This window comes from Nonlabens marinus S1-08 (assembly GCF_000831385.1).
GTDB classification, from domain to species: domain Bacteria; phylum Bacteroidota; class Bacteroidia; order Flavobacteriales; family Flavobacteriaceae; genus Nonlabens; species Nonlabens marinus.
Genome location: NZ_AP014548.1, coordinates 470,852 through 491,094, shown reverse-complemented (window position 1 = coordinate 491,094; position 20,243 = coordinate 470,852). Strand labels below are relative to the sequence as shown.

21 protein-coding genes are annotated in these 20,243 nt (G+C 40.0%); 7 read left to right on the top strand and 14 right to left on the bottom strand.

Translation table 11 applies throughout. The features are described 5' to 3' along the window. Positions 1-28 precede the first annotated feature (28 nt). Positions 29-559 (bottom strand): hypothetical protein, encoded by a 531-nt coding sequence (locus NMS_RS02255; RefSeq protein WP_041495190.1) that lies wholly within the window; start codon positions 557-559, stop codon positions 29-31. Between the two features lie 145 nt (positions 560-704). On the opposite strand from NMS_RS02255, the gene NMS_RS02250 reads away from it, so the two are divergent. The 3 genes from NMS_RS02250 (at position 705) to NMS_RS02240 (ending at position 3,098) form a co-directional block, all read left to right on the top strand. Then, a complete protein-coding gene (locus tag NMS_RS02250; protein WP_052476651.1) occupies positions 705-1,376 on the top strand; it encodes a hypothetical protein in 672 nt (223 codons plus the stop codon). 302 nt (positions 1,377-1,678) lie between these two features. Continuing rightward, on the top strand, positions 1,679-2,617 hold the full coding sequence (locus NMS_RS02245) for an NAD-dependent epimerase/dehydratase family protein (RefSeq protein WP_041495189.1): 939 nt from the start codon (positions 1,679-1,681) through the stop codon (positions 2,615-2,617). Between the two features lie 55 nt (positions 2,618-2,672). Beyond that, on the top strand, positions 2,673-3,098 hold the full coding sequence (locus NMS_RS02240; RefSeq protein ID WP_041495188.1) for a tellurite resistance TerB family protein: 426 nt from the start codon (positions 2,673-2,675) through the stop codon (positions 3,096-3,098). A 74-nt stretch (positions 3,099-3,172) separates the two neighbouring features. Here the strand turns inward: NMS_RS02240 and fbp are convergent, their stop codons facing one another. Continuing rightward, positions 3,173-4,183, bottom strand: a complete 1,011-nt coding sequence (fbp, locus tag NMS_RS02235; RefSeq protein ID WP_041495187.1) for a class 1 fructose-bisphosphatase — start codon at positions 4,181-4,183, stop codon at positions 3,173-3,175. 115 nt (positions 4,184-4,298) lie between these two features. Here fbp and NMS_RS02230 point away from each other — a divergent pair, with 115 nt between their 5' ends. Genes NMS_RS02230 through NMS_RS02215 form a run of 4 tightly spaced genes read left to right on the top strand, consistent with a single transcriptional unit; the run spans position 4,299 to position 9,003 of the window. After that, on the top strand, positions 4,299-4,772 hold the full coding sequence (locus NMS_RS02230) for a GNAT family N-acetyltransferase (RefSeq protein WP_041495186.1): 474 nt from the start codon (positions 4,299-4,301) through the stop codon (positions 4,770-4,772). Further along, positions 4,769-6,055: an aspartate kinase gene (locus tag NMS_RS02225; RefSeq protein WP_041495185.1), complete on the top strand. Its 1,287-nt coding sequence runs from the start codon at positions 4,769-4,771 to the stop codon at positions 6,053-6,055. Before NMS_RS02230 ends, NMS_RS02225 begins: the two co-directional genes overlap by 4 nt. Before the next feature lie 46 nt (positions 6,056-6,101). Further along, positions 6,102-7,937, top strand: coding sequence for a GNAT family N-acyltransferase (locus tag NMS_RS02220; RefSeq protein WP_041495184.1), 1,836 nt, complete (start codon positions 6,102-6,104; stop codon positions 7,935-7,937). Beyond that, positions 7,912-9,003: a carboxypeptidase-like regulatory domain-containing protein gene (locus NMS_RS02215; protein WP_158448947.1), complete on the top strand. Its 1,092-nt coding sequence runs from the start codon at positions 7,912-7,914 to the stop codon at positions 9,001-9,003. The genes NMS_RS02220 and NMS_RS02215 overlap by 26 nt, the downstream gene beginning before the upstream one ends. Positions 9,004-9,045: 42 nt before the next feature. On the opposite strand, the gene NMS_RS02210 is transcribed toward NMS_RS02215, so the two are convergent. The 12 genes from NMS_RS02210 to NMS_RS02155 all read right to left on the bottom strand — a co-directional run bounded on the left by NMS_RS02210 (position 9,046) and on the right by NMS_RS02155 (position 20,223). Continuing rightward, a complete protein-coding gene (locus NMS_RS02210) occupies positions 9,046-9,393 on the bottom strand; it encodes a TM2 domain-containing protein (protein WP_041495182.1) in 348 nt (115 codons plus the stop codon). 35 nt (positions 9,394-9,428) lie between these two features. Continuing rightward, a complete protein-coding gene (locus NMS_RS02205) occupies positions 9,429-9,824 on the bottom strand; it encodes a VOC family protein (protein WP_041495181.1) in 396 nt (131 codons plus the stop codon). After that, entirely contained in the window at positions 9,821-10,762 is a 942-nt protein-coding gene (locus NMS_RS02200; RefSeq protein ID WP_041495180.1) for a 2-hydroxyacid dehydrogenase, read from the bottom strand. Before NMS_RS02200 ends, NMS_RS02205 begins: the two co-directional genes overlap by 4 nt. A 47-nt stretch (positions 10,763-10,809) precedes the next feature. Continuing rightward, positions 10,810-11,286, bottom strand: a complete 477-nt coding sequence (locus tag NMS_RS02195; protein WP_041495179.1) for a hypothetical protein — start codon at positions 11,284-11,286, stop codon at positions 10,810-10,812. 54 nt (positions 11,287-11,340) lie between these two features. Then, the gene (mgtE, locus tag NMS_RS02190) at positions 11,341-12,690 is read right to left on the bottom strand and encodes a magnesium transporter (protein WP_041495178.1); all 1,350 of its coding nucleotides are present in this window, start codon (positions 12,688-12,690) and stop codon (positions 11,341-11,343) included. 166 nt (positions 12,691-12,856) lie between these two features. Then, positions 12,857-13,696, bottom strand: coding sequence for a 16S rRNA (adenine(1518)-N(6)/adenine(1519)-N(6))-dimethyltransferase RsmA (rsmA, locus tag NMS_RS02185; protein ID WP_041495176.1), 840 nt, complete (start codon positions 13,694-13,696; stop codon positions 12,857-12,859). A 9-nt stretch (positions 13,697-13,705) separates the two neighbouring features. Beyond that, positions 13,706-14,470: a hypothetical protein gene (locus tag NMS_RS02180; protein WP_041495174.1), complete on the bottom strand. Its 765-nt coding sequence runs from the start codon at positions 14,468-14,470 to the stop codon at positions 13,706-13,708. An 18-nt stretch (positions 14,471-14,488) separates the two neighbouring features. Continuing rightward, positions 14,489-14,818: a DUF4286 family protein gene (locus NMS_RS02175; protein ID WP_041495173.1), complete on the bottom strand. Its 330-nt coding sequence runs from the start codon at positions 14,816-14,818 to the stop codon at positions 14,489-14,491. 9 nt (positions 14,819-14,827) lie between these two features. Further along, entirely contained in the window at positions 14,828-16,618 is a 1,791-nt protein-coding gene (locus NMS_RS02170; protein WP_041495172.1) for a tetratricopeptide repeat protein, read from the bottom strand. Between the two features lie 6 nt (positions 16,619-16,624). Beyond that, positions 16,625-17,896, bottom strand: a complete 1,272-nt coding sequence (gene serS, locus NMS_RS02165; protein ID WP_041495171.1) for a serine--tRNA ligase — start codon at positions 17,894-17,896, stop codon at positions 16,625-16,627. Between the two features lie 67 nt (positions 17,897-17,963). Continuing rightward, positions 17,964-19,304, bottom strand: a complete 1,341-nt coding sequence (locus tag NMS_RS02160; RefSeq protein ID WP_041495170.1) for an HTTM domain-containing protein — start codon at positions 19,302-19,304, stop codon at positions 17,964-17,966. Continuing rightward, on the bottom strand, positions 19,294-20,223 hold the full coding sequence (locus NMS_RS02155; protein ID WP_041495169.1) for a bifunctional riboflavin kinase/FAD synthetase: 930 nt from the start codon (positions 20,221-20,223) through the stop codon (positions 19,294-19,296). The genes NMS_RS02160 and NMS_RS02155 overlap by 11 nt, the downstream gene beginning before the upstream one ends. Between the last annotated feature and the right edge of the window lie 20 nt (positions 20,224-20,243).

Here is a 20,243-nt window from a genome sequence, read left to right as displayed (position 1 = left end):
GAATGACTGATGGTTTAAGAGAAGTTTATTAGCGCAAGCTGTCAGATGGCACCGCGTTGAGGTCACGCAAGTCGGTTTTCAATTCTTCAATCAACTCTTGTTCTATGCGTTCAAATTCAAATTTCTCATTGAGTTGTGCGGTAAGGTTATCTTGAGCGGTAACGATGGCATTAAAGTAGTCCTCGTATTGATCAGCAGTTTTAGTGGTGTATTGCAAAAATGACTCATAGGATTTGACACGGCTTTCTAACACTAGCAAACGGGACCGGATGGGTTGGTTTTCAAATTCTGGCCTCAGGTTGTCACGCATATTTTTTACGGCAAGTGCTAGCCTTCCGGTGGCTTCTAAACTATGGTCGTAATTTTCAAAAGCAGTTTGAAATGCTGTGTACTCTTCCCAGCTGCTGGTTACGCTCGCAGCATTACCCACAAGTGTTAACCTAGGAGTGTCAAATGGGATTTCAGCAAGGTTTACCGGTTTTGGTGTAGGTTCTTTTTTCTGGTCCTGATCACAGGACAGAAGTAGAAAGCTTAAAAAAAGAAACAATAGATATTTCATAATTGATACCAAAACTAATCAAAAATTAAGGTTGATCGGTATGCAGCAATCTGTTTTCAGAATTTCTATAATTTGTTTAACAAAAAGAGATATATTAACTTTTATATTTAAACAAACATATGTTATTAACTAAAATACTGATAAAATGAAAAATTATAAAAATTTAATATTGTTTGTTTTTATCATGGTGTTGTCGATCGGGTTGACTTCTTGTAAGGAGGCAGCGGAACCGCAACAGGAAACTACAGATAACGCAGAAACTGCAATGACAGAATGGACGGTAGATTCAGTAAAAAGCCATGTTGAAAATTGGAAAGAAACGCCTAAAGGTGTGGCTCAGGTGATGCTGGATAAATATGGGGTACCCAATGAAATTACAGATGAAAGATTGGTATGGCACAATAACGGCGATTTTGCCATGACTATGTTAACTAATGAGGAAATCGACCACCGATTCCCAATGCCACATAAGGATTGTCTTTTACAAACTGTTAATTATCAGGTTCCGGTAGAAAAGTATTCTGACATGGCCAGATATGATGGTAGTGTAATTCTGGAAAGAACTAAAGGTACCATGGGAGCAAGATGTGATAAAGAAATGGCAAATTACCTTGCCTTAAATCTAGCTCATGATGTGGCTACAGGGAATAAATCTGTAGATGAGGCCAGAATGTTTTATACGGAAACTATCATGTCAGTAATTCAGGGAGAAAAGCCTGAATACACTCAAAAAATGATGTTTTCACAAAATGCAGACGCAGGTTATGTAGACGAACCTAGCATACCTGAGGACAAATTGAAAGAAATGAAAAAGTAATGTTTGAATACATATTGTTGATGGCTCTCTTTGGATTCGAGATTATTCTCGTTTCAAAGGGAGTTTTCTATTTTATTATGAGAACGGAACATCTATTGATCTGCAGGCTTGTAACATCATCAGTTCCAACTAATTTTATGGTGAACTGCTATTGGAACCAGTTCTTTCTCAAAATACATCGATGTTCCACATGTTATGGTAGGTAACGCTTTCGCGAAAGCGGAACCCACAACAACTTACCGTAACATTCTAAATGCGTTGTCCTATCATCCTCTTATCTTTGCATCAAAATTAATTTACCAATGCCCCAAAAAATTCTAGTCATAGGCGCCTGCGGCCAAATAGGAACAGAACTAACCATGAAACTGCGCGAGCTGCATGGTAATGATCAGGTTATCGCTTCAGACATACGAGAAGGGAATGAGGAGTTGATGAGATCTGGGCCTTTTGAGATCATCGACGCGATGGATTATGATCAGATTGAGAATACGTGTTTGTATTACGAGGTGGATGAGGTGTATTTGATGGCCGCAATGTTGAGCGCTACGGGTGAGAAATTTCCCGATAAAGCCTGGAAATTGAATATGAATTCGCTTTTCCACGTGCTGGATCTTGCTAAAGATGGAAAAATTAATAAGGTGTTTTGGCCATCGAGTATTGCTGTTTTTGGGCCAACAACCCCACAAGTCGATACGCCACAACATACCATTATGGAGCCGACCACAGTTTATGGTATCAGTAAACAAACTGGGGAGCGCTGGTGTGAATATTACCATAGCAAATATGGAGTGGACGTGCGCAGCATACGCTATCCTGGCTTGATTTCTTGGAAAACTCTTCCTGGTGGTGGAACTACAGATTATGCTGTAGAAATTTTTCACAAAGCGCTAGAAGAACAATCTTATTCTTGTTTCCTTTCTGAAGATACTGCCTTGCCTATGATGTATATGGAAGATGCCATACGTGCTACTGTCCAAATTATGGAAGCCCCTGGAGAACAAATCAAAGAACGTTCTTCCTATAACTTGAGCGGGATGAGTTTCACTCCAGCTGACATAGCAAGCGAGATTCAAAAGCATGTTCCAGAGTTCCAAATGTCCTACGCTCCAGATTCCCGTCAGCAAATTGCAGACAGCTGGCCTAGTTCTATAGATGACTCAACAGCTAGGGAAGATTGGAACTGGAACTCCACTTATGACCTCAAGAAGACGGTTGTAGAAATGCTGGAACATCTGCGCTAGAATGTGAAGTTCCCTGTTTCATATTATTATATTTGTACTTTAATAAAATTGAATTATGTCATTTTCATCTCTGTTTGAATCTGGAGAAAGCGCCAGAAACAAAAGTCACTTTGCAATGCTAGTGACTCTTGCTTATTCCTCTGGTTTAAAGCCAGAAGAAACCACGCAACTATTACGTTTTAAGCAAGTTCTTGATATTTCTGATTCTGATTATGAAGTTATTCTTAAAAACCCACAGGGATACCCAGTAACACCTCCTAATACCAGTGATGAGCGTATTCAGTGGTTGCACGATTTGTTTAAAATCGTTTTCGCAGACAACGTTATGGATGAACCAGAGCACAAATTATTAAGAAAATATGCTACCGCATTAGGCTATACAGATGCTGATGCAGAATACCTGGTAGAACGTTCTATAGAGATCTTTAATGGTCACTTGAACCTGGAAGATTACCGTCATCTATTGAATAAGAACCGCTAGAAATTGCAATAAGTAAAATAGAGAAGGGCTTTTCACATTGAAAAGCCCTTTTTTATTACTCAAATTTTAAAGAATTAGTTCTTTGCCTTTGCGATGAACTCTTCTGCTTTTTCAACCATAGTTTTACTTCCACAAATAAATGGCACACGCTGGTGAAGATCTGTTGGTTTCAATTCCATGATACGTGTTTCTCCATCACTCGCCTTTCCGCCAGCTTGCTCTACAATAAAAGCCATGGGATTACATTCATAAAGTAGGCGTAATTTACCGGTGGCAGCTTTAGAGCTTTTAGGGTACATATAAATTCCACCCTTGATCATATTGCGGTGAATGTCACTTACCAGGCTACCTATGTAGCGGCTGGTATAAGGACGGTTTCCTTCTTCCTGCTGGCAGTATTTGATATAATCTTTGATTCCTTGAGGGAAGTGTACATAATTCCCTTCATTAACACTGTAAATATTTCCTTCTTCAGGAAACCTCATGTTAGGATGGGAAAGGTAATAGGTTCCCAATGCTGGGTTTAATGTAAAACCGTTGACGCCGTGGCCTGTAGTGTAAACAAGCATTGTTGAAGTACCATACACGATATATCCTGCGGCAACTTGTAGATTTCCTGGTTGTAGAAAATCTTCTTTTTTTACAGGAGTTCCTAATGGAGTTATACGTCTATAGATGGAAAAAATAGTTCCTACTGACACGTTGACATCAATGTTAGAGCTACCATCTAATGGATCTATAAGAACCACATATTTGTTCTTGTGATCACTATTGCTTCCTGCGATAGTTATGAAATCTTCGTTTTCCTCACTGGCGATACCACAAACAATCTCACGATTTGTTAGGGTTTGGATAAATACATTGTTAGCGAAAACATCCAGTTTTTGTTGATCTTCTCCTTGTGTGTTGATCTCTCCCACACTACCGGTAATGTCTACGAGTCCTGCCTTGTTGACTTCGTGATTCACCATTTTAGCAGCTAGTCTGATCGAGTTGATGAGTCGTGATAGTTCACCACTGCTATAGGCAAACTCCCCTTGGTTTTCAATGATAAATTCTCCTAGGGATTGATTAATACGGGACATAGAGCTATTTAAGGCTGACAAATATAAAATTATAGAGGCACTATAACGTTATAGTGGACTACTTTTTACGATAGATCTCAAGGGCTTCTTCCATTTTTGACTTTACTTTGTTATCATGATACACATACGTCCTGCAGTCAAAGAAGATTATCCACGAGTTCTAGAATTAATTCAAGAACTAGCAACTTTTGAGAAGGAGCCTGACGCTGTAGAAGTAACAGTAGAGGAACTTCAAAAGCACGCATCTGAAACTCCGCCTTTATTCACTTGCTTCGTTGGAGAATACCATGGAGAGATTGAGGGAATTGCGTTGTGTTATCCCAGGTTTTCTACCTGGAAAGGAAAAACCATTCATTTGGAAGATTTGATCGTCACTGATCATATGCGAGGTAAAGGTCTGGGTAAGGCGCTCTACAATAAGGTGCTGGAATTTGCTCAAGAACAAAACGTACGTCGTGTGGAATGGGTTGTACTAGATTGGAACACCTCGGCGATAGAATTTTATAAGAGTAGTGGAGCTTCCATTATTCCTGGGTGGCACCTCGCACAAATGGATAAAACATCACTTGCCCAATATTTAGATCAATGAGAATATACAAATTTGGAGGAGCATCAGTTAAAGATGCCGATGGCGTGCGCAACGTCATGAATGTATTGAAAACCATGGGAACCGATAAGCTAGGGGTCGTAATATCTGCCATGGGAAAAACCACAAACGCTTTAGAAGCGGTCATCGCCAGCTATGAATCTAACGATACTAGTTATTTAGACCTTATCGATCAGCTGCACGAGGAACATTTAGTGGTAGTGGAGGACTTAAAAAAGTTGGCTCATGGTGTGAATGAGGCTAGTGTATTACGCTTTCGCGAAAGCGAAATTAACAAAGACCTCAAAGCAATTGTCGAGTCCTTAAAAGGCGAGATGTTGCGCAACAAAAGCCGTAATTACAGTTTCTTATACGATCAAGTGGTCAGCCATGGAGAACTGATGTCTTCTAAAATTGTAGCAGCATTTTTGAACGCCTGCGAGATTCCAGTAGTATGGAAAGATGCACGGCAATTGATCATGACAGATAATAAATACCGAGACGCGACGGTAGACTGGGAACAAACCCAAGAGCAAATTCAAAAGCACTGTGCAGACGAGTTATTCATTACTCAAGGATTTATAGGGTCTGACGAGAATGGCTTTACCACGACACTGGGTCGTGAGGGTAGTGACTATACAGCAGCTATTCTTGCGTATAGTTTAAACGCTAGTGAGGTGAGCATTTGGAAGGATGTTCCTGGGGTATTGAACGCAGATCCTAGAGTTTTCAACAACACGGTATTGTTAGAGAAAATCCCCTATGATGAAGCGATTGAATTGGCTTTTTATGGAGCATCTGTAATTCACCCAAAAACGTTGCAACCGTTGCAGGAGAAGGAGATTCCACTTAAGGTAAAGTCGTTTATCAACCCTAAAGAACAAGGGTCGACGATTACTTCAAGTAAATCCTTGGTGCCTACCACGCCTTGCTTTATAGTTAGAAAAAATATGGTGTTCTTGAGAATTTCTTCTAGGGATTTCAGCTTTATTGGAGAAAGCAGCATTTCAGATATTTTTCATGAATTGAGTGAAAGCAAAATGCAGGTAGGTTTGCTTCAAAACAGCGCCATTAGCTTTTCGTTGTGTTTAGAAGACAAGTACAATCGCATTTCTACCTTATTAGAAGGTCTAGAAGGAAAATTCAAGGTGAGCCATGTCACTGGAGTTTCTTTGTACACCATTCGTCATTATGCAGGTGATACCATTCAAGAAATGGAAGAAGGGAAGAACGTATTGTTGAAACAACGAACCCAAGAAACACTACAATTGGTCGTCCAAGAGTGATCACTTTTTGATATACTATATTTGTGAAACACGGTAGAACGAGCATATGAGCCTGGTAAATGCAAACGAAGTAGCAAAAGCAATCCAAATTGACAAATATGGATTGCTAGGAAAGTTAGGCGGCTGGTCCTTAATGAAACTACTGCGCATTTCTACCCTCAATAAAATTTATAATAAGAACAAGGATAAGGAAGGGATGGTGTTCCTTGACGCCATCCTCGATGATTTACAAATTCAATTTGAGATTCCAGAAGATGACCTGCGGCGAATTCCAAAAACAGGACCGTTTATTACTATATCAAATCATCCACTAGGCGGCGTCGATGGGATTTTATTATTAAAGCTGCTAGTAGATCGCAGACCAGACTTCAAGATCATTGCTAATTTTTTGCTGCATCGCATTGAGCCCTTGAAGCCATATATCATGCCTGTAAACCCGTTTGAAGATCATAAGGATGCGCAATCCTCTACTAAAGGGTTTATTCAAGCGATGCGTCATTTGAAAAATGATTTACCCTTGGGTATCTTCCCAGCAGGTGAAGTCTCTACCTATAGGGATGGGAAATTAGTAGTAGATAAAGCCTGGGAGCCATCAGCAATGAAGTTGATCCAGCGTGCGGAAGTTCCTGTTATACCCATTTACTTTCATGCGAAGAATAGTAAGCTCTTTTACAGACTCGCTAAGATTTCAGATATCTTCCGTACGGCAAAATTACCTTCAGAGTTGCTTACGCAAAAGCATAGAACCATCATCGTCCGTATAGGAAACGCCGTCCCGGTGGCTACACAAAAAGAGCACAGCTCACTAGACGATTTTACAGAGTTTTTGCGCCGCAAGACTTATCTGCTATCCAAAGCTTACGACAAGGAAACTGTAAAACTGCGCGATATTCCTAAGAATATTAAATTACCGAAACCCCCACCGCAAAAAATTATCAAAACAGGTGATTCTAATGCGATGATACAAGAGGTCAATAAACTACGCGATGACGAGAAGCGCTTGTTGATTTCCAAGAATTATGAGGTTTTTCTAGCCAAAGCAGATCAAATACCTAACATTCTTAGAGAGTTAGGCCGCTTGCGTGAGATCACCTTCCGTCAAATAGGTGAGGGGACAAACAAGTCCATTGACCTGGACGAGTTTGATCAATACTACCACCAGATGTTTTTGTGGGATAATGAGGCAAACCGGATTGCTGGAGCCTACCGCATGGGCATGGGCGAGGAAATTTTTGAGAAGTACGGGATTGAAGGGTTTTACCTCAATGAACTCTTTACTATTGATACAGATGCCCATAAAATGATGAAAGAATCCATTGAGATGGGTAGAGCTTTTATCATTCCAGAATACCAGCAAAAACCGATGCCATTGTTTTTATTATGGAAAGGAATTGTGCATTGCACGCTGCGATTCCCAAATCATAAGTACTTGATAGGTGGAGTAAGCATCAGCAATAAATTTTCTAATTTTTCTAAGTCACTCATGATTGAATTCATGAAGTCCAACTATTACGATCCCTATCTCGCACAATTCATCAAGCCTAAAAAGGAGTTTAAAATCAAGTTAGAAGATGCCGACAAAGACTTCATCTTTGACGCTTCAGAGGCAGATTTGAACAAGTTTGACAAACTCATTGATGAGTTAGAACCTAATGAGTTGCGACTTCCTGTGCTGATCAAGAAGTACGTCAAGCAAAACGCTAAGGTTATTGCCTTCAACGTTGATCCTTTATTCAATGATGCCATTGATGGATTGATGTATATACGCATCGCAGATCTTCCTGAAAGCACGGTTAAGCCCGTAATGGAAGAATTTCAAGCGGAAATGGAGGCGAAATATTTTGAATCGAATGGAGATGAAAATAAAGAGGCTACCGATTAATACTAATCTTTCGCGCTTAGTAATTCTCTTGATAGGTTTGATGGGTGGTATAGCTAGCGCCCAAAGCACAAAAATATCTGGAATTGTTGTGGATGCGACAACCGCTGAGCCGTTAATGGGTGTTGCTGTATATATTTCTGGAACCTCTACAGGTGTAGTGACAGGTCCAGATGGGACTTACAATATCATTTATTCTCCTGCTTACAATGCACCATTAGTTTTTGCCTTTTTAGGCTATGAGAAAATCCAAATTGAGAATCCAATAGATATGGATTTGAGTCGCGTTAAAATGACTGAACAAACTAATACGTTAGAAGCGGTGGTTATTGATCCAGATCCATGGGATCGAGCGACAAAGGAAGAGTTGTTTCTCAACTATTTTGTGGGTAAAAGAAGTCGCGAGGACGCCACAGTACTCAATTTAAAAGATGTAAAGTTGCGATTCAACCCCAGTTTAAAGCAACTCATAGCTTTTGCTAGTAATCCTATTCTGCTAAAAAATGAAGAGTTGGGTTATTTGATTACTTACGATCTTGCTGAATTTGAAGTGAACTTCAAATTCATTCCAAATTCCACTGATATAGAGAAAGTGTTCCGTTTAGAACACGCACGGGATCGCTATATAGCAGAAAACTCATTTGTCTCTGGCACCTCCTTTTATAGAGAGTTTCCAGGTAAAAAACCTACGGAACGCCAGCGGGAACGCCGCAGAAAAAAAGCTTTTTCAAAATCCCACCTAAGGTTATTTCGATCGATCATAAGTGAACAGCTCAATGAAGCTAATTTTGAGCTGTTCTACGATGGATTTAAAGTCAAACCAGAGGATCACATTAGAGTACGTCGAGAAAGTGATGAAGTGTACCAAGTAACCTTCAGGAACTTGAAATATTCCATTAGAGATCGCGATGGAAATCAAACGGATATGTACTTGTCAAGTAACTACATGTACATAGATCGTTATGGAAACAACCTTTCTCCTCGAGAATTGATGCTCTCTGGCTATATACCTGAGTTAGGTGTAGGAGGTATGATGCCTATGGATTACGATTATTCTGTAGGACAATAAAAAAAACCGCCAGTGGCGGTTTGATATTGGAGGTAATAAAATTTAAAACCAAGGCTTTCGTCCTATCTGATAGGTTTCATAAAACTCCTCATCAGATTTTGTGAGGTAGATAATACCCTCAATGAATCCTATAATTTGTCCGAAACCACAAGTTAGAACGGTAATGATGATTTGAATGATCCCTTCTTGTGTGTATCCTAAAACAAACTTGTGGATTCCAAACCCTCCCAAAAATATCCCCAGCAAACCAGCTAGAACTTTTTTATTTTCTTGACCTTGAACCATATCGTTTACTCCACGCTGAAAATCTCGTGCGCTTTCTTGCGCGCTTCTTTTTGCGTCTTCAAAATCATTATTTCTTTTTGTACTGTCGTAACCCTCAGTGCTCATTGTTTTTTGTTTAAGTTGGTGCCCTAAAAGTACTATTATTTTTCAAACAGATGTTCGTTTTTAGGCTCCCACAATTCAATTTTGCGACCATCAACATCAAGTGCCCAGGCAAATTTACCATAGTCAAAATCTTGAGGTTCACCAACTAAGGTTACACCATTAGATTGTAGTTCAACTAAAAGTTGATCTAGATTTTCTACCCTGTAATTGATCATAAATTCCTGATCACTAGGCTGGAAGTAATCGGTGTCTTTAGGGAATGGGCTCCATTGTTGGCTGGTTTTCTGCTCCGGATTTTCTGCATCTCGTTGCCAAAAGGTATGTCCATATTGATCCCCCTCAATACCTAAGTTTTTTTCGTACCAATCTTTTGTGACTTGAACATCCGCACATTTGAAGAATATACCACCTATACCTGTTACCTTTTTCATGCTTTTAATTTTTGAATCATTTTGTCAGCGATGGTTTCAGCGAGTTTAAATTTGGATTCAACGGTCCATCCTGCTACATGAGGAGTTAAGATTACGTTGTCCATTACCAGTAGTTTTTTAAATGCGGGAGGAATATCGCTTTCGCGAAAAAGGTTTTCAAAGGAGCTTTTCTCATATTCTAAAACATCCAGCCCTGCACCTAGAATCTTACCACTCTCTAACGCTTTTACCACATCTGAGGTGACCACTGATTTTCCACGAGCCGTGTTGATTAAATAAAAAGGTTGCTCAAATCCAGCGATGAAATCATCGTTCACCATTCCTATCGTTTCTGGTGTTTGTGGTGTGTGTAAACTCAAGACTTCTGCTTTTTGCTGCAATTGAGTAAGAGTTACTTGGCGAGCATTTTCATCGCCCACACCATCTTTAATGTCGTAGCATAAGACCTCGCAGTCAAAACCCCTTAGTTTTCTAGCAAATGCTTTTCCCATATTCCCGTAACCTATCAAGCCCACGGTTCGACCATCCAGTTCAATCCCACGATTTCCTTCTCGATCCCAAATTCCTTGACGCACTTCTTGATCTGCCTTTCTGAGCTTATTGAATAAAGAAAGCAACAGTGCTAATGAGTGTTCACCTACTGCATTCCTATTTCCCTCTGGGGCGTTGAAGCAGGTAATGTTCATAGCTTCCGCAGCTTCAAGATCTATATTTTCCAGTCCAGCGCCTACACGACCTATACATTTCAAGTTAGTTGCATGAGATAAAAACTCTGCATCAATCGGGAAACGACTACGTACTACCAGGCCGTCATATTCAGCTATTTTTTGTTGGATCTCTTGCTTACTGGACTGATGATCATGGTGGTTTACAAAGCCAGCATCTGCTAGCTTTTGCTCTAGTATCTCGTGATTGCTGTCTAAGTGTAGGATCTTCATATGCTCAAAGGTAAAAGAAGTATCTAAAAGACGAGGATGATCCCTAATTAGTAATCAATCGAATTGATCTCTTCTTCAAAATCATGTTGCAAATCCTCATGTAAGGTAGAAATACGAACCTTTATAAGCACCACCTGACGTTCTACAATGTCTTTAATAACCTTGACATTCATCAATCGTGGGTGGGTTTCCTGCAAACTGCGGCAAAAGTGGATCAGCAAGGCTACTTCAGTTTCTTTACTACCAGAATAACGCACAAATTTTTTAGTCTCTCTCAAAATCCTACGAACCGCCTTTTTTGCGTAGTAGCCATTACTGGTATTGATTTCCAGCAATTTTTCGTCGATGAGCGTTTTAATAGTTGCGATGTAATCGTCCTCATTGTGCGATTGAAATAGCAAATAGGAGAGCAGTTCCTTATTTTCCTTCTTAAATCTGGAAAGCCGCAATACGATATCCCGCAACTCGCTTTCAGAGCGATGTTTTAGTTCATCTCGCAATTCTTTGGCACTGGCTGTTTCCATGCAGTGAAGATAATGGGAATTACGCTTTCGCGAAAGCGGAAACCTATCAACCGTCTATATACCGATAATGGCTTTGGCGAGCATAAAGTAGATCAAAATCCCGCAAATATCGTTGCTGGTCGTGATAAATGGACCTGTAGCAAGGGCAGGATCGATACCGCGCTTATGCAAAATAATAGGGACAGAGGTTCCAATAAGCCCTGCAGCGATAATGACCGTAAATAAGGCTGTGGAAATGGCTAGTGAAACCATCACGTCGCCTTTAGAAAAATAGGTGTAAGCAAATAATAAGATCCCTAGCATCAAGCCATTAAGCATGGCTAGCAAAACCTCTTTAATCAATCGATTCCCAATACTTCCTTTCAAATCGTCGTTTGCGATACCTTGTACAATGATTGCACTGGATTGTACTCCTACATTTCCAGCCATCGCTGCAATAAGAGGAGTAAACAAGAATAAAATCGCATGTTGCGACATGAGTGGTTCAAATAGACCCATAATCGCAGCGGCACCAATACCTCCAAAAAGCCCTAAAACCAACCATGGAAACCTTGCTCGAGTTAATTCCCAAATACTGTCATTAGCCTCTACATCTTGTGAGATACCAGATGCGAGTTGGTAATCCTTTTCAGCTTCTTCGGTAATAAAGTCAACAATATCGTCGATGGTGACACGGCCTACGAGTCGATCCAATTCATCCACTACGGGTATGGCTTCTAGATCGTATTTACGCATGATGCGTGCTACTTCTTCACCACTGGTGTTTACGGTGACATAATCCACTTTAGGTATGTAGACGTCCTTGATAGGAGTAGATTCTGCGCTGGTTAAAAGGTCCTTAAGTGACAAACGACCTTTTAGCTTTTGATTGTTGTCCACCACATAGATGGAGTGGACCCGGGTTACATTTTCTGCTTGTGCACGCATTTCGCTTACACAACCTGTAACTGTCCAGTTTTCATTGACTTTTACTAATTCTTTAGCCATCAATCCACCTGCGCTATTCTCTTCATAGCGCAACAAGTCTACAATGTTCTCAACGTGCTCCTCATCCATCATGGCAGAGATCACTTCTTGAGCGACATTTTCAGGAAGTTCATTCAGGATATCAGCAGCATCATCTGTATCCATTTCTTCCAGCTCGTCTGCGATTTCTTGAGGCGAAAGTGCGCTAAGGATTCGGTCGCGCTGATCCTCGTCCAGTTCCATCAAAGCCTCTGAAGTGCGAACACTGTCCAGTAACTTGATGATGAAAATTGCCTGATCCAGGTTGAGATCATCAATGATCTCTGCAATATCAGCAAAGTGTAATTCTTCTAGAATCGCCTGGACTCTGACAGAATCATCCTGCTCGATCAATCGCTGTAGATCCTCAATAAAATCGTCTGTTACCTGAAATTGCATAGTATGGGGTTGAGGTTAGGACAAATATAACTGGATAAAATTGGATGTGGAACCTTTGATCGGATTAGGCTTCAGCATACGGTTTATGCAACGCCGCTTAAAGCTTTGATAGTATTGAAATATAGCTTGTATAGCTAGCTTCAATTATTAGTTTGAATAAGTCAATTTATCCTAAGGCTTCAATTTCAGTAGTCAGGTCTACAAAATCTTGAACCGAAATCTGTTCAGGCCTTAGGCTAAAGAGTTCCCTGTCTCGCATCTCGTCTGGAAGGTCCATTGATTTTAGGGAATTACGCAAGGTTTTACGGCGTTGCTGGAAAGCTAGTTTCACCACTTGTCTCAATTTCTCAAAGGAGCAGGAAAGCTGGTCGTAGTCTGACTTTCGCGTAAGCAGTAAAACACCACTATGTACTCGTGGAGGTGGGTCAAAAACTTCTGGACCTACTGTAAATAAATAGTCGGCATTATAGTAAGCTTGAGTCAATACGGATAAGATTCCATAGGTTTTAGAGCCATGATCTGCACAAATGCGCTGTGCAACTTCTTTTTGAAACATCCCACCAAATTCTGGAATCTGGTCGCGGTATTCTAAGGTTTTAAAAACAATTTGCGTACTGATGTTGTATGGAAAGTTCCCGATAATAGCAAAAGGTCGATCGTCATAAATTTCTTTCAGGTCCTTTTGTAAGAAATCGGTTTCCACGACTTGAAAGCTTTCTGGTGAAACAATTTTATTATGTTCCAGCGGGAAGGAATGCTTTAGATATACCACAGACTCGCTATCCAGTTCCAGCGCTGTGACCTTGATGCCTTTGCGCAACACATGCTTAGTCAATACTCCAGTTCCTGGGCCTATTTCTAATACTTGATTATAGCCTTCATAACTCAAGCATTCTGCAATATCAATGGCAACGCTTTCATCTTTTAGGAAATGCTGTCCTAGATGCTTTTTGGCAGTGACGCCTTTATCGGTACTCGTGTATTTTTTAAATTGTTTTTTAGCCAAGGGTTTGTTTTAAACTTTATTTTCTTCCAAGATTTCATCATTAGAAATTACATCCTTCCAAATCTCCAACATTCTTTTTCTTCTGTTTTGAAAAATTTGAATTAAAGACAGAACTATAGTTAAAACTAAGGCTATGATGGAGATTAAAAAACTAAAGTTAGATTTGTCGAGATATTTATCCACTAATTGATTTTTGTTATGTAGTTGATCTGTTATTCGATTCACATCAGCAGAGACTGCTGAATAATTTATTCCTAACTTTAATCTTAAGTTTTCAAAATCATTTTTTTGATTTTGATCTAACTTATCAAATGGGTTAATCAATTCGTGTGTTTTAATTACAAACACTAGCCTTTTCAGATAGAGAGTATCAATCTTTTCAAGATTTAAATAGTAGTCAGTCTTCATGTCATATAATACCTCGGACAAAGGAGTTTCTGCTGGATATTTTGATTGATCACTATTTTTGTTGAATATATCTGTGATGCTAGGAGATGTTACTACCCTATTATTGTAAATATTCTTTACAACATCCAAACCTGCATTAGCTTCAATGGCCTTCTCCATTTGTGACTTGATATCCTTATTAAAATATTTTTTATCGAATGATAAGTTTTTGTTCTTGAAAAGAAGTATTATACTAATTATCGCCATTATAATTGTAAGTGCACCCATCAATCCTACAAACGTTCGAGTTTTTTTATGATTATTTCGAAGTTTTACTACTTTTTTTTGTGCTCTTCTGAAAGCCTCTGTTTTAGGATTGTCTTCCATTGAAATTCTATTAAATTCTTAATTCAAATTAGGGTGCACTCTATATTCATCAATTACTTCTAACTCGGTTCTAAATGAAAGTACGGTTTCCCCAAATTTATCGTACGCCAGCTTCCTTAAAGAAGGCGCATATTTCTCATAATACAAATCTAAAGATTCCCTGCTGCTCGCTTTGTATTGTATGGAATAGGTACTGCTAGAGTCCTCTTCTTCTACCAATACTTTAGTCAAACGTGCGTCCATGAACAGCCCTGTGCCTAATACTTGGGCAATATGCTCGCGGGTCCATTCCAGCCATTCTGCTTCTAGAGATTGTGACATGTTACTGGTCACGTTGTAAATTACCATGTGCTTGTTTTATAATTCTGTAGTTTCAAAATCACCTCTCAACCTGCGGAATCTGCGACGGGCATCAATAAAGTAGATGCTGTCTGCATGATTGTAAATGATTTTCTCATAAATCTTTTGCGCCTCTTCTGGCTGCTGTGTTTGGTTTTCATAGAGCAAGCCGATACCATATAAAGCATCGTCCATCAAGATACTCGATGGGTAATTGTCTATAATCTTCAAGTAGTTCTGCTCTGCTTTTTGGAATTGTGATTCGAGTTCGTACAACTTGGCTTGCTTTAACAAGGCCTCATCTTCTATGGGATCGCCTTTATGATCTTGCAAAAGGGCGTCGTATAAGGCAATAGCTTCTGTACGTTTGTTTTGATATTGTTTGAATTCCGCTTTCGCGAAAGCTTTTAAAGCCACATATGTCGTATCATATAAAGAGTGATCACTTATGGTCAAGCTCAGTTCCATGGCGTCGTTTGCAATCAGTTTGCTTGCTGCTCCACGCAATACTTTAAGCTGCGTAAGGCTCCAAGGGAAATCTCCTTGAAAGTAACTAGTTCGAGCCACTTTAAATTGCGACTCCTGAGCGATTTCAGCATTTGGGAGTTCATTTTGAATCTGACTATATAAGATCAAAGCACGATTGAATTGTTCTTGAAGTACAAGAATGTCAGCCAGCAGCATTTTGTTTTCTGCCATTTGATACCTGCTCAACTTTTGGTCTTCTAAAGTGCTTAACAATTCAATGGCTTGTTGAATGTCTCCAGTCTGCAAAGCTAAAAAGTTAGCATAATTGTGCTGTAAAGAGAACGTGCGCTCATCTTTACCATAATCGCTGATCAACTGCTCGTATGATTTTTTTATAGCGGGAAAATCGCTAACCACAGCGGCATCTGATTTAATCTTCAACTCTAAAGTTTGCGCGACGTATTTGATGCTTTGCACCTGAGTTTCTTCTATGATGTAATCTAGTATGTTTAAGGCTGCGGCATCGTCCTTTTCTTGCATCGCCATCACCGCTAGGTTCTGAAGATTCAGAATATTTTCTCGGGTGCGGTTGTAAATCGCTTTTTCTTGAATAAAAGCTGCATTAAACTCCTTTTGCTGGATAAATAACCAACTCAAAATCTGATTGTAAATCAAGCTGGGGTTTGATCTGGATCTTAATAAAACGGCTTTCCTTAAGGCTTGATTTCCAGAGTTTGCAGCATCATCTGTGATGTATTGCGAAAAGATAGCTTGAGTTCTTGGGACCAACTCCTCATTATTTTGAATCAGATCCAGGTATTTGTTGAACATGAGTTCTAGCTTTCCTTGCTCACCATACAATCGGGCTGTTTGAAAGTTGTAATCATAACTGGGGTTGACAGCCATGGTTTTTTCATAGCTAGTAATGGCTTGATCCAGCAAGGTGCGACGTTCAAAAGCCTGAGCAATACTATAACCGCTCTCTGGCATGGAATCAATTTGTGCAATGGCACTGTTGTAATATGCAGCCGCAAGCTCATCCTTGCCTTGTAAACTGGCATTAAAACCGCGTTCTACAGGAAACAAAAATTTTGCCGCTGCGATTTGTTCTCCTTGATTCAGTAAGCTGTCTGCTTTTTGATAGTTTTCCAATTGTTGCTGGAATTCCACCATCCGGAATAGGTAATTGAAGTTACGCTTATTGCCTTGATAAGCCTTTTCATAAATAGTATAGGCTTTTTCGTATTCTCCTTGATCTGCATAATTATCTGCGAGCTGTATGCTTTGGGCTTGACCCAAAATGGAACTTAGCAGAAAAAGAAAAAGCAGCAGTCTATTCATTCAATTTTAATCGATGCGGTCAAAGCCGCAATAAGGAATCAATGCTTTTGGCACATTGATGTAATTTTCCATTTGATAATTCTCTAAAATGGAAGCGAGTATGCGTGGCAAGGCCAAAGCACTACCGTTGAGAGTGTGCGCTAATTCTGTGCCATTATCTCCATTTCTAAATCTTAGTTTCAAACGATTGGCCTGAAAGGTTCTAAAATTAGAAACACTACTTACTTCCAGCCATTTTTCTTGAGCTGTACTGTAAACTTCAAAGTCATACGTAAGTGTAGAGGTAAAGCCTAGATCACCACCGCACAATCTCAAGATACGATAGGGTAATTCTAACTCTTCTAAAATCCCTTTTACATGAACGACCATAGCGTCTAAAGCCGCATCACTCTGATCTGGATGCTCTATGCGTAGTATTTCTACTTTGTCAAATTGATGCAAGCGATTCAATCCACGTACATCAGACCCATAACTACCCGCTTCCCTGCGGAAGCAAGGTGTGTAACCTGTCATGGCAATAGGTAAGTCTTTCATTTCTAAAAGATCACCGCGATATAGATTAGTGATAGGAACTTCAGCAGTTGGGATGAGGTATAAATCGTCTTCACCCACATGATACATTTGTCCTTCCTTATCTGGTAGTTGACCAGTACCGTATCCACTAGCTTCATTGACTAGATGCGGTACTTGTATTTCTTCATAACCTGCGGCAGTATTTTTATCAAGGAAGTAATTGATCAATGCGCGTTGTAATCGAGCTCCTTTTCTCTTATAAACTGGGAAACCAGCACCTGTGATTTTATTCCCTAATTCAAAGTCAATGATGTCATACTTCTTAGCCAGCTCCCAGTGCGGTTGTGCATTTGCAACAAGAGTGGGGATGTTATCATGTTCAGAAACTATTTCATTGTCAGTATCTAACTTGCCAGCAGGAACAGAGTCTTGCGGGATGTTAGGTATACCATATAGAATGTCTTGCAGACCATTGACGGCATTCGTCAGCTGCTCTGAAAGATCTTTAGAGGTTTCTTTCAAACCGCTAGTTTTTTCCTTTAATGCATTGGCTTCTTGAGCTTGTCCAGATTTGTACAAATCTCCTATTTGCTTAGATAATCTGTTGCTTTCTGCAAGAGTTTCGTCCAGTTTTGCTTGAATACTGCGGCGTTTTTCATCCATCGATAGTGCTTTTTCCAGCATGGGGTAAGCATCGATATTTCTCTTTTTCAGGGCTTGTGCAAATTCTTCTTTGTGCTCGCGTATGGCTGCAATCTGTAACATGAGAGGTTTCTAATATGAGGTGATAAAATTAGGGATTCTGCTAGTAAAAATGCCGGGATGCAAAGCTTTACTTTTTACGATTCTCTTCCCTGTCATATCCTGGTGAGGGCAAGATCCATTCCGCATGTTCCCAGTATTTCCACTCTGTGGCTGCGATATCTATTTCTGGATCGGTAAATTGAGAAGGCCTGCGGCCGTTGATGCCTACTCGAGCATTGATAAACACGGCAATATCTTTCCCTTCGGCGGCGGCTTCTTTTTTCAAACGCTGTGCCAGTTGCCACATAAAATCGGGTTTGCTTTGAACGGCTCCTAGTTGTTTGCGGGATACATGATCCTTAAGGTTGACAATCGACCGCTGGCCCGTATTTTTATCAAGTGTGGTATATGTTGCTGATCCATTGCGGCTGCGCAACATCATTCGCCAACTCAAGCGATGGCCTTCTTCAGTCCAGAAGACATCACCCTTGATCGTCCAATGCCGCAAGGGTAGGAGAAACATGATAAATAAAAAGATACCGCTAATCCCTAGGATCCAATTGCGATACTTAGGGACGATGACTTCACCTTTATCATAGAATGTTTTTTTCCATAAAAACCATTGATGAATCTTTTCTACGGAAAAGAAGAATATTAAAAAGGAAAGGGCGAGATAAGGGAATATCCCAATTTTAAAAACGACGCTATTGAAGATATGGAAAAAGACGGAAGCTGTAACTGCTACCCATCGAGTACGTTTCCACAATAGAAAGGGAACGATCAGCAAATCAAAAAATAATCCGAAATATTTAATGGCCTCATGGGTCCAGGACTCTTGTAAAAGAGACCATTCTTTCCCGCGTATGCTCATCAGGTATCTAGGGAAACTTCCATCCAGCCAGTCTGGGTAAAATTTGGCCACACTAGCATATGCATAGACAATCCAGATCAATGTGATGATAAAGACATAGATCAATCGCGGCATATGTTCTTTACGCAGTTCAGGTTTTCTAATTGCGTCTATAGAGGCAGACCGGTGTGCAGGTAAAAAAACCATGATGTAATTGAGCAACATCAATAAATAGCAGTGATTGTTATAACTGGATTTTTGCAGTAAGTATACATAGGTCCATGTAATGGCATAAAAGAGCATGGCTACACGGTAACGGTAGCCTACCATGACCATCAACCCTGCTACCCCCATAATACTGAATAGTATATACATGCCATCGCCAGGCAAAGGTTCTAAAAATTCAAAACCAATAAACGTAAACGTGAAGTCTGGCTCAACGAACTGGCGACGAACCATTCCAGTAGCAATAGATCCAAAAGCTTCTACGGCAAGCAGCAGCCCAAAACATATCCTAAACAGTACTAATGCTGAATTGTCAACCTGCTTGAATAAATACTGATTCACCTTATGTTGCATAAGCTCTAGTTTTTGCCTCGTCTGAAGCCATGGCGGCTTTTAATTCTTGCATTGATTTGAATTTGACTTCATCTCGCAGTCGCTCATGAAAATAGAGCTCCACTAATTCTCCATAAAGATCCCGATCAAAATCAAGGTAAAAGGTCTCAATTTTTTGAAGATTATCAGCTCCAGGAACAGTAGGGTTCGTCCCTATGTTAGTCATTCCATAAACGGTTTTACCATCAAGTACACTACTTGTAATATAAACGCCTGGTTTAGGTATCAATTTATAAGGCTCGTCAACTTTAAGATTTGCTGTAGGGTAATCAATCGTTCGCCCTATTTGTTTTCCTTTAACAATGGTGCCATGAATGCTGAAAGGCCGGTTGAGGTATTGTGCTGCGGTAACCACGTCGCCATCCGTGATGGCTGTTCTAATTTTAGTACTGCTCACTGCTACTTCTTCCACTTCTTCCTTAGAAATTTCAATGATTTCGAAACCATATTCTAAAGCATCCTTGCGCAAATCCTCAATATTAGCGGTGCGGTTTCTACCGTAATGATGGTCATAACCTATCACTACAACCGCAGCGTTAAGTTGATCTACTAAAATATTTTTGACATAATCATGTGCTGTAGTTCTAGAAAACTCTAGTGAAAATGGATGAATTACCATGTGATCCACACCGCTTGCAGCTACTAAATCAACACGCTCATGTATGGTGTTGATGAGCTTAAGGTCATGATCTGGTTGCAAGACCATGCGCGGGTGAGGAAAAAAAGTCAAGAGTACTGAGGTGAGGTTTGCACTTGCAGCTCGATTGACTACTTTTTTGAGAATTTGTTGATGACCGTGATGCACGCCGTCAAAAGTACCGATAGTAACTACGGATTTTTTTTCAGACTGGTATTGGTCTAGATGCGTGTAAGTCTTCAATGTGGCTTTATTTTTCCCAC

Coding starts and splice junctions, on each gene's coding strand:
- NMS_RS02255 (WP_041495190.1), bottom strand. CDS start 559: ATGAAATATCTATTGTTTCTTTTTTTAAGCTTTCTACTTCTGTCCTGT.
- NMS_RS02250 (WP_052476651.1), top strand. CDS start 705: ATGAAAAATTATAAAAATTTAATATTGTTTGTTTTTATCATGGTGTTG.
- NMS_RS02245 (WP_041495189.1), top strand. CDS start 1,679: ATGCCCCAAAAAATTCTAGTCATAGGCGCCTGCGGCCAAATAGGAACA.
- NMS_RS02240 (WP_041495188.1), top strand. CDS start 2,673: ATGTCATTTTCATCTCTGTTTGAATCTGGAGAAAGCGCCAGAAACAAA.
- fbp (WP_041495187.1), bottom strand. CDS start 4,183: ATGTCCCGTATTAATCAATCCCTAGGAGAATTTATCATTGAAAACCAA.
- NMS_RS02230 (WP_041495186.1), top strand. CDS start 4,299: ATGATACACATACGTCCTGCAGTCAAAGAAGATTATCCACGAGTTCTA.
- NMS_RS02225 (WP_041495185.1), top strand. CDS start 4,769: ATGAGAATATACAAATTTGGAGGAGCATCAGTTAAAGATGCCGATGGC.
- NMS_RS02220 (WP_041495184.1), top strand. CDS start 6,102: ATGAGCCTGGTAAATGCAAACGAAGTAGCAAAAGCAATCCAAATTGAC.
- NMS_RS02215 (WP_158448947.1), top strand. CDS start 7,912: ATGAAAATAAAGAGGCTACCGATTAATACTAATCTTTCGCGCTTAGTA.
- NMS_RS02210 (WP_041495182.1), bottom strand. CDS start 9,393: ATGAGCACTGAGGGTTACGACAGTACAAAAAGAAATAATGATTTTGAA.
- NMS_RS02205 (WP_041495181.1), bottom strand. CDS start 9,824: ATGAAAAAGGTAACAGGTATAGGTGGTATATTCTTCAAATGTGCGGAT.
- NMS_RS02200 (WP_041495180.1), bottom strand. CDS start 10,762: ATGAAGATCCTACACTTAGACAGCAATCACGAGATACTAGAGCAAAAG.
- NMS_RS02195 (WP_041495179.1), bottom strand. CDS start 11,286: ATGGAAACAGCCAGTGCCAAAGAATTGCGAGATGAACTAAAACATCGC.
- mgtE (WP_041495178.1), bottom strand. CDS start 12,690: ATGCAATTTCAGGTAACAGACGATTTTATTGAGGATCTACAGCGATTG.
- NMS_RS02180 (WP_041495174.1), bottom strand. CDS start 14,470: ATGGAAGACAATCCTAAAACAGAGGCTTTCAGAAGAGCACAAAAAAAA.
- NMS_RS02175 (WP_041495173.1), bottom strand. CDS start 14,818: ATGGTAATTTACAACGTGACCAGTAACATGTCACAATCTCTAGAAGCA.
- NMS_RS02170 (WP_041495172.1), bottom strand. CDS start 16,618: ATGAATAGACTGCTGCTTTTTCTTTTTCTGCTAAGTTCCATTTTGGGT.
- serS (WP_041495171.1), bottom strand. CDS start 17,896: ATGTTACAGATTGCAGCCATACGCGAGCACAAAGAAGAATTTGCACAA.
- NMS_RS02160 (WP_041495170.1), bottom strand. CDS start 19,304: ATGCAACATAAGGTGAATCAGTATTTATTCAAGCAGGTTGACAATTCA.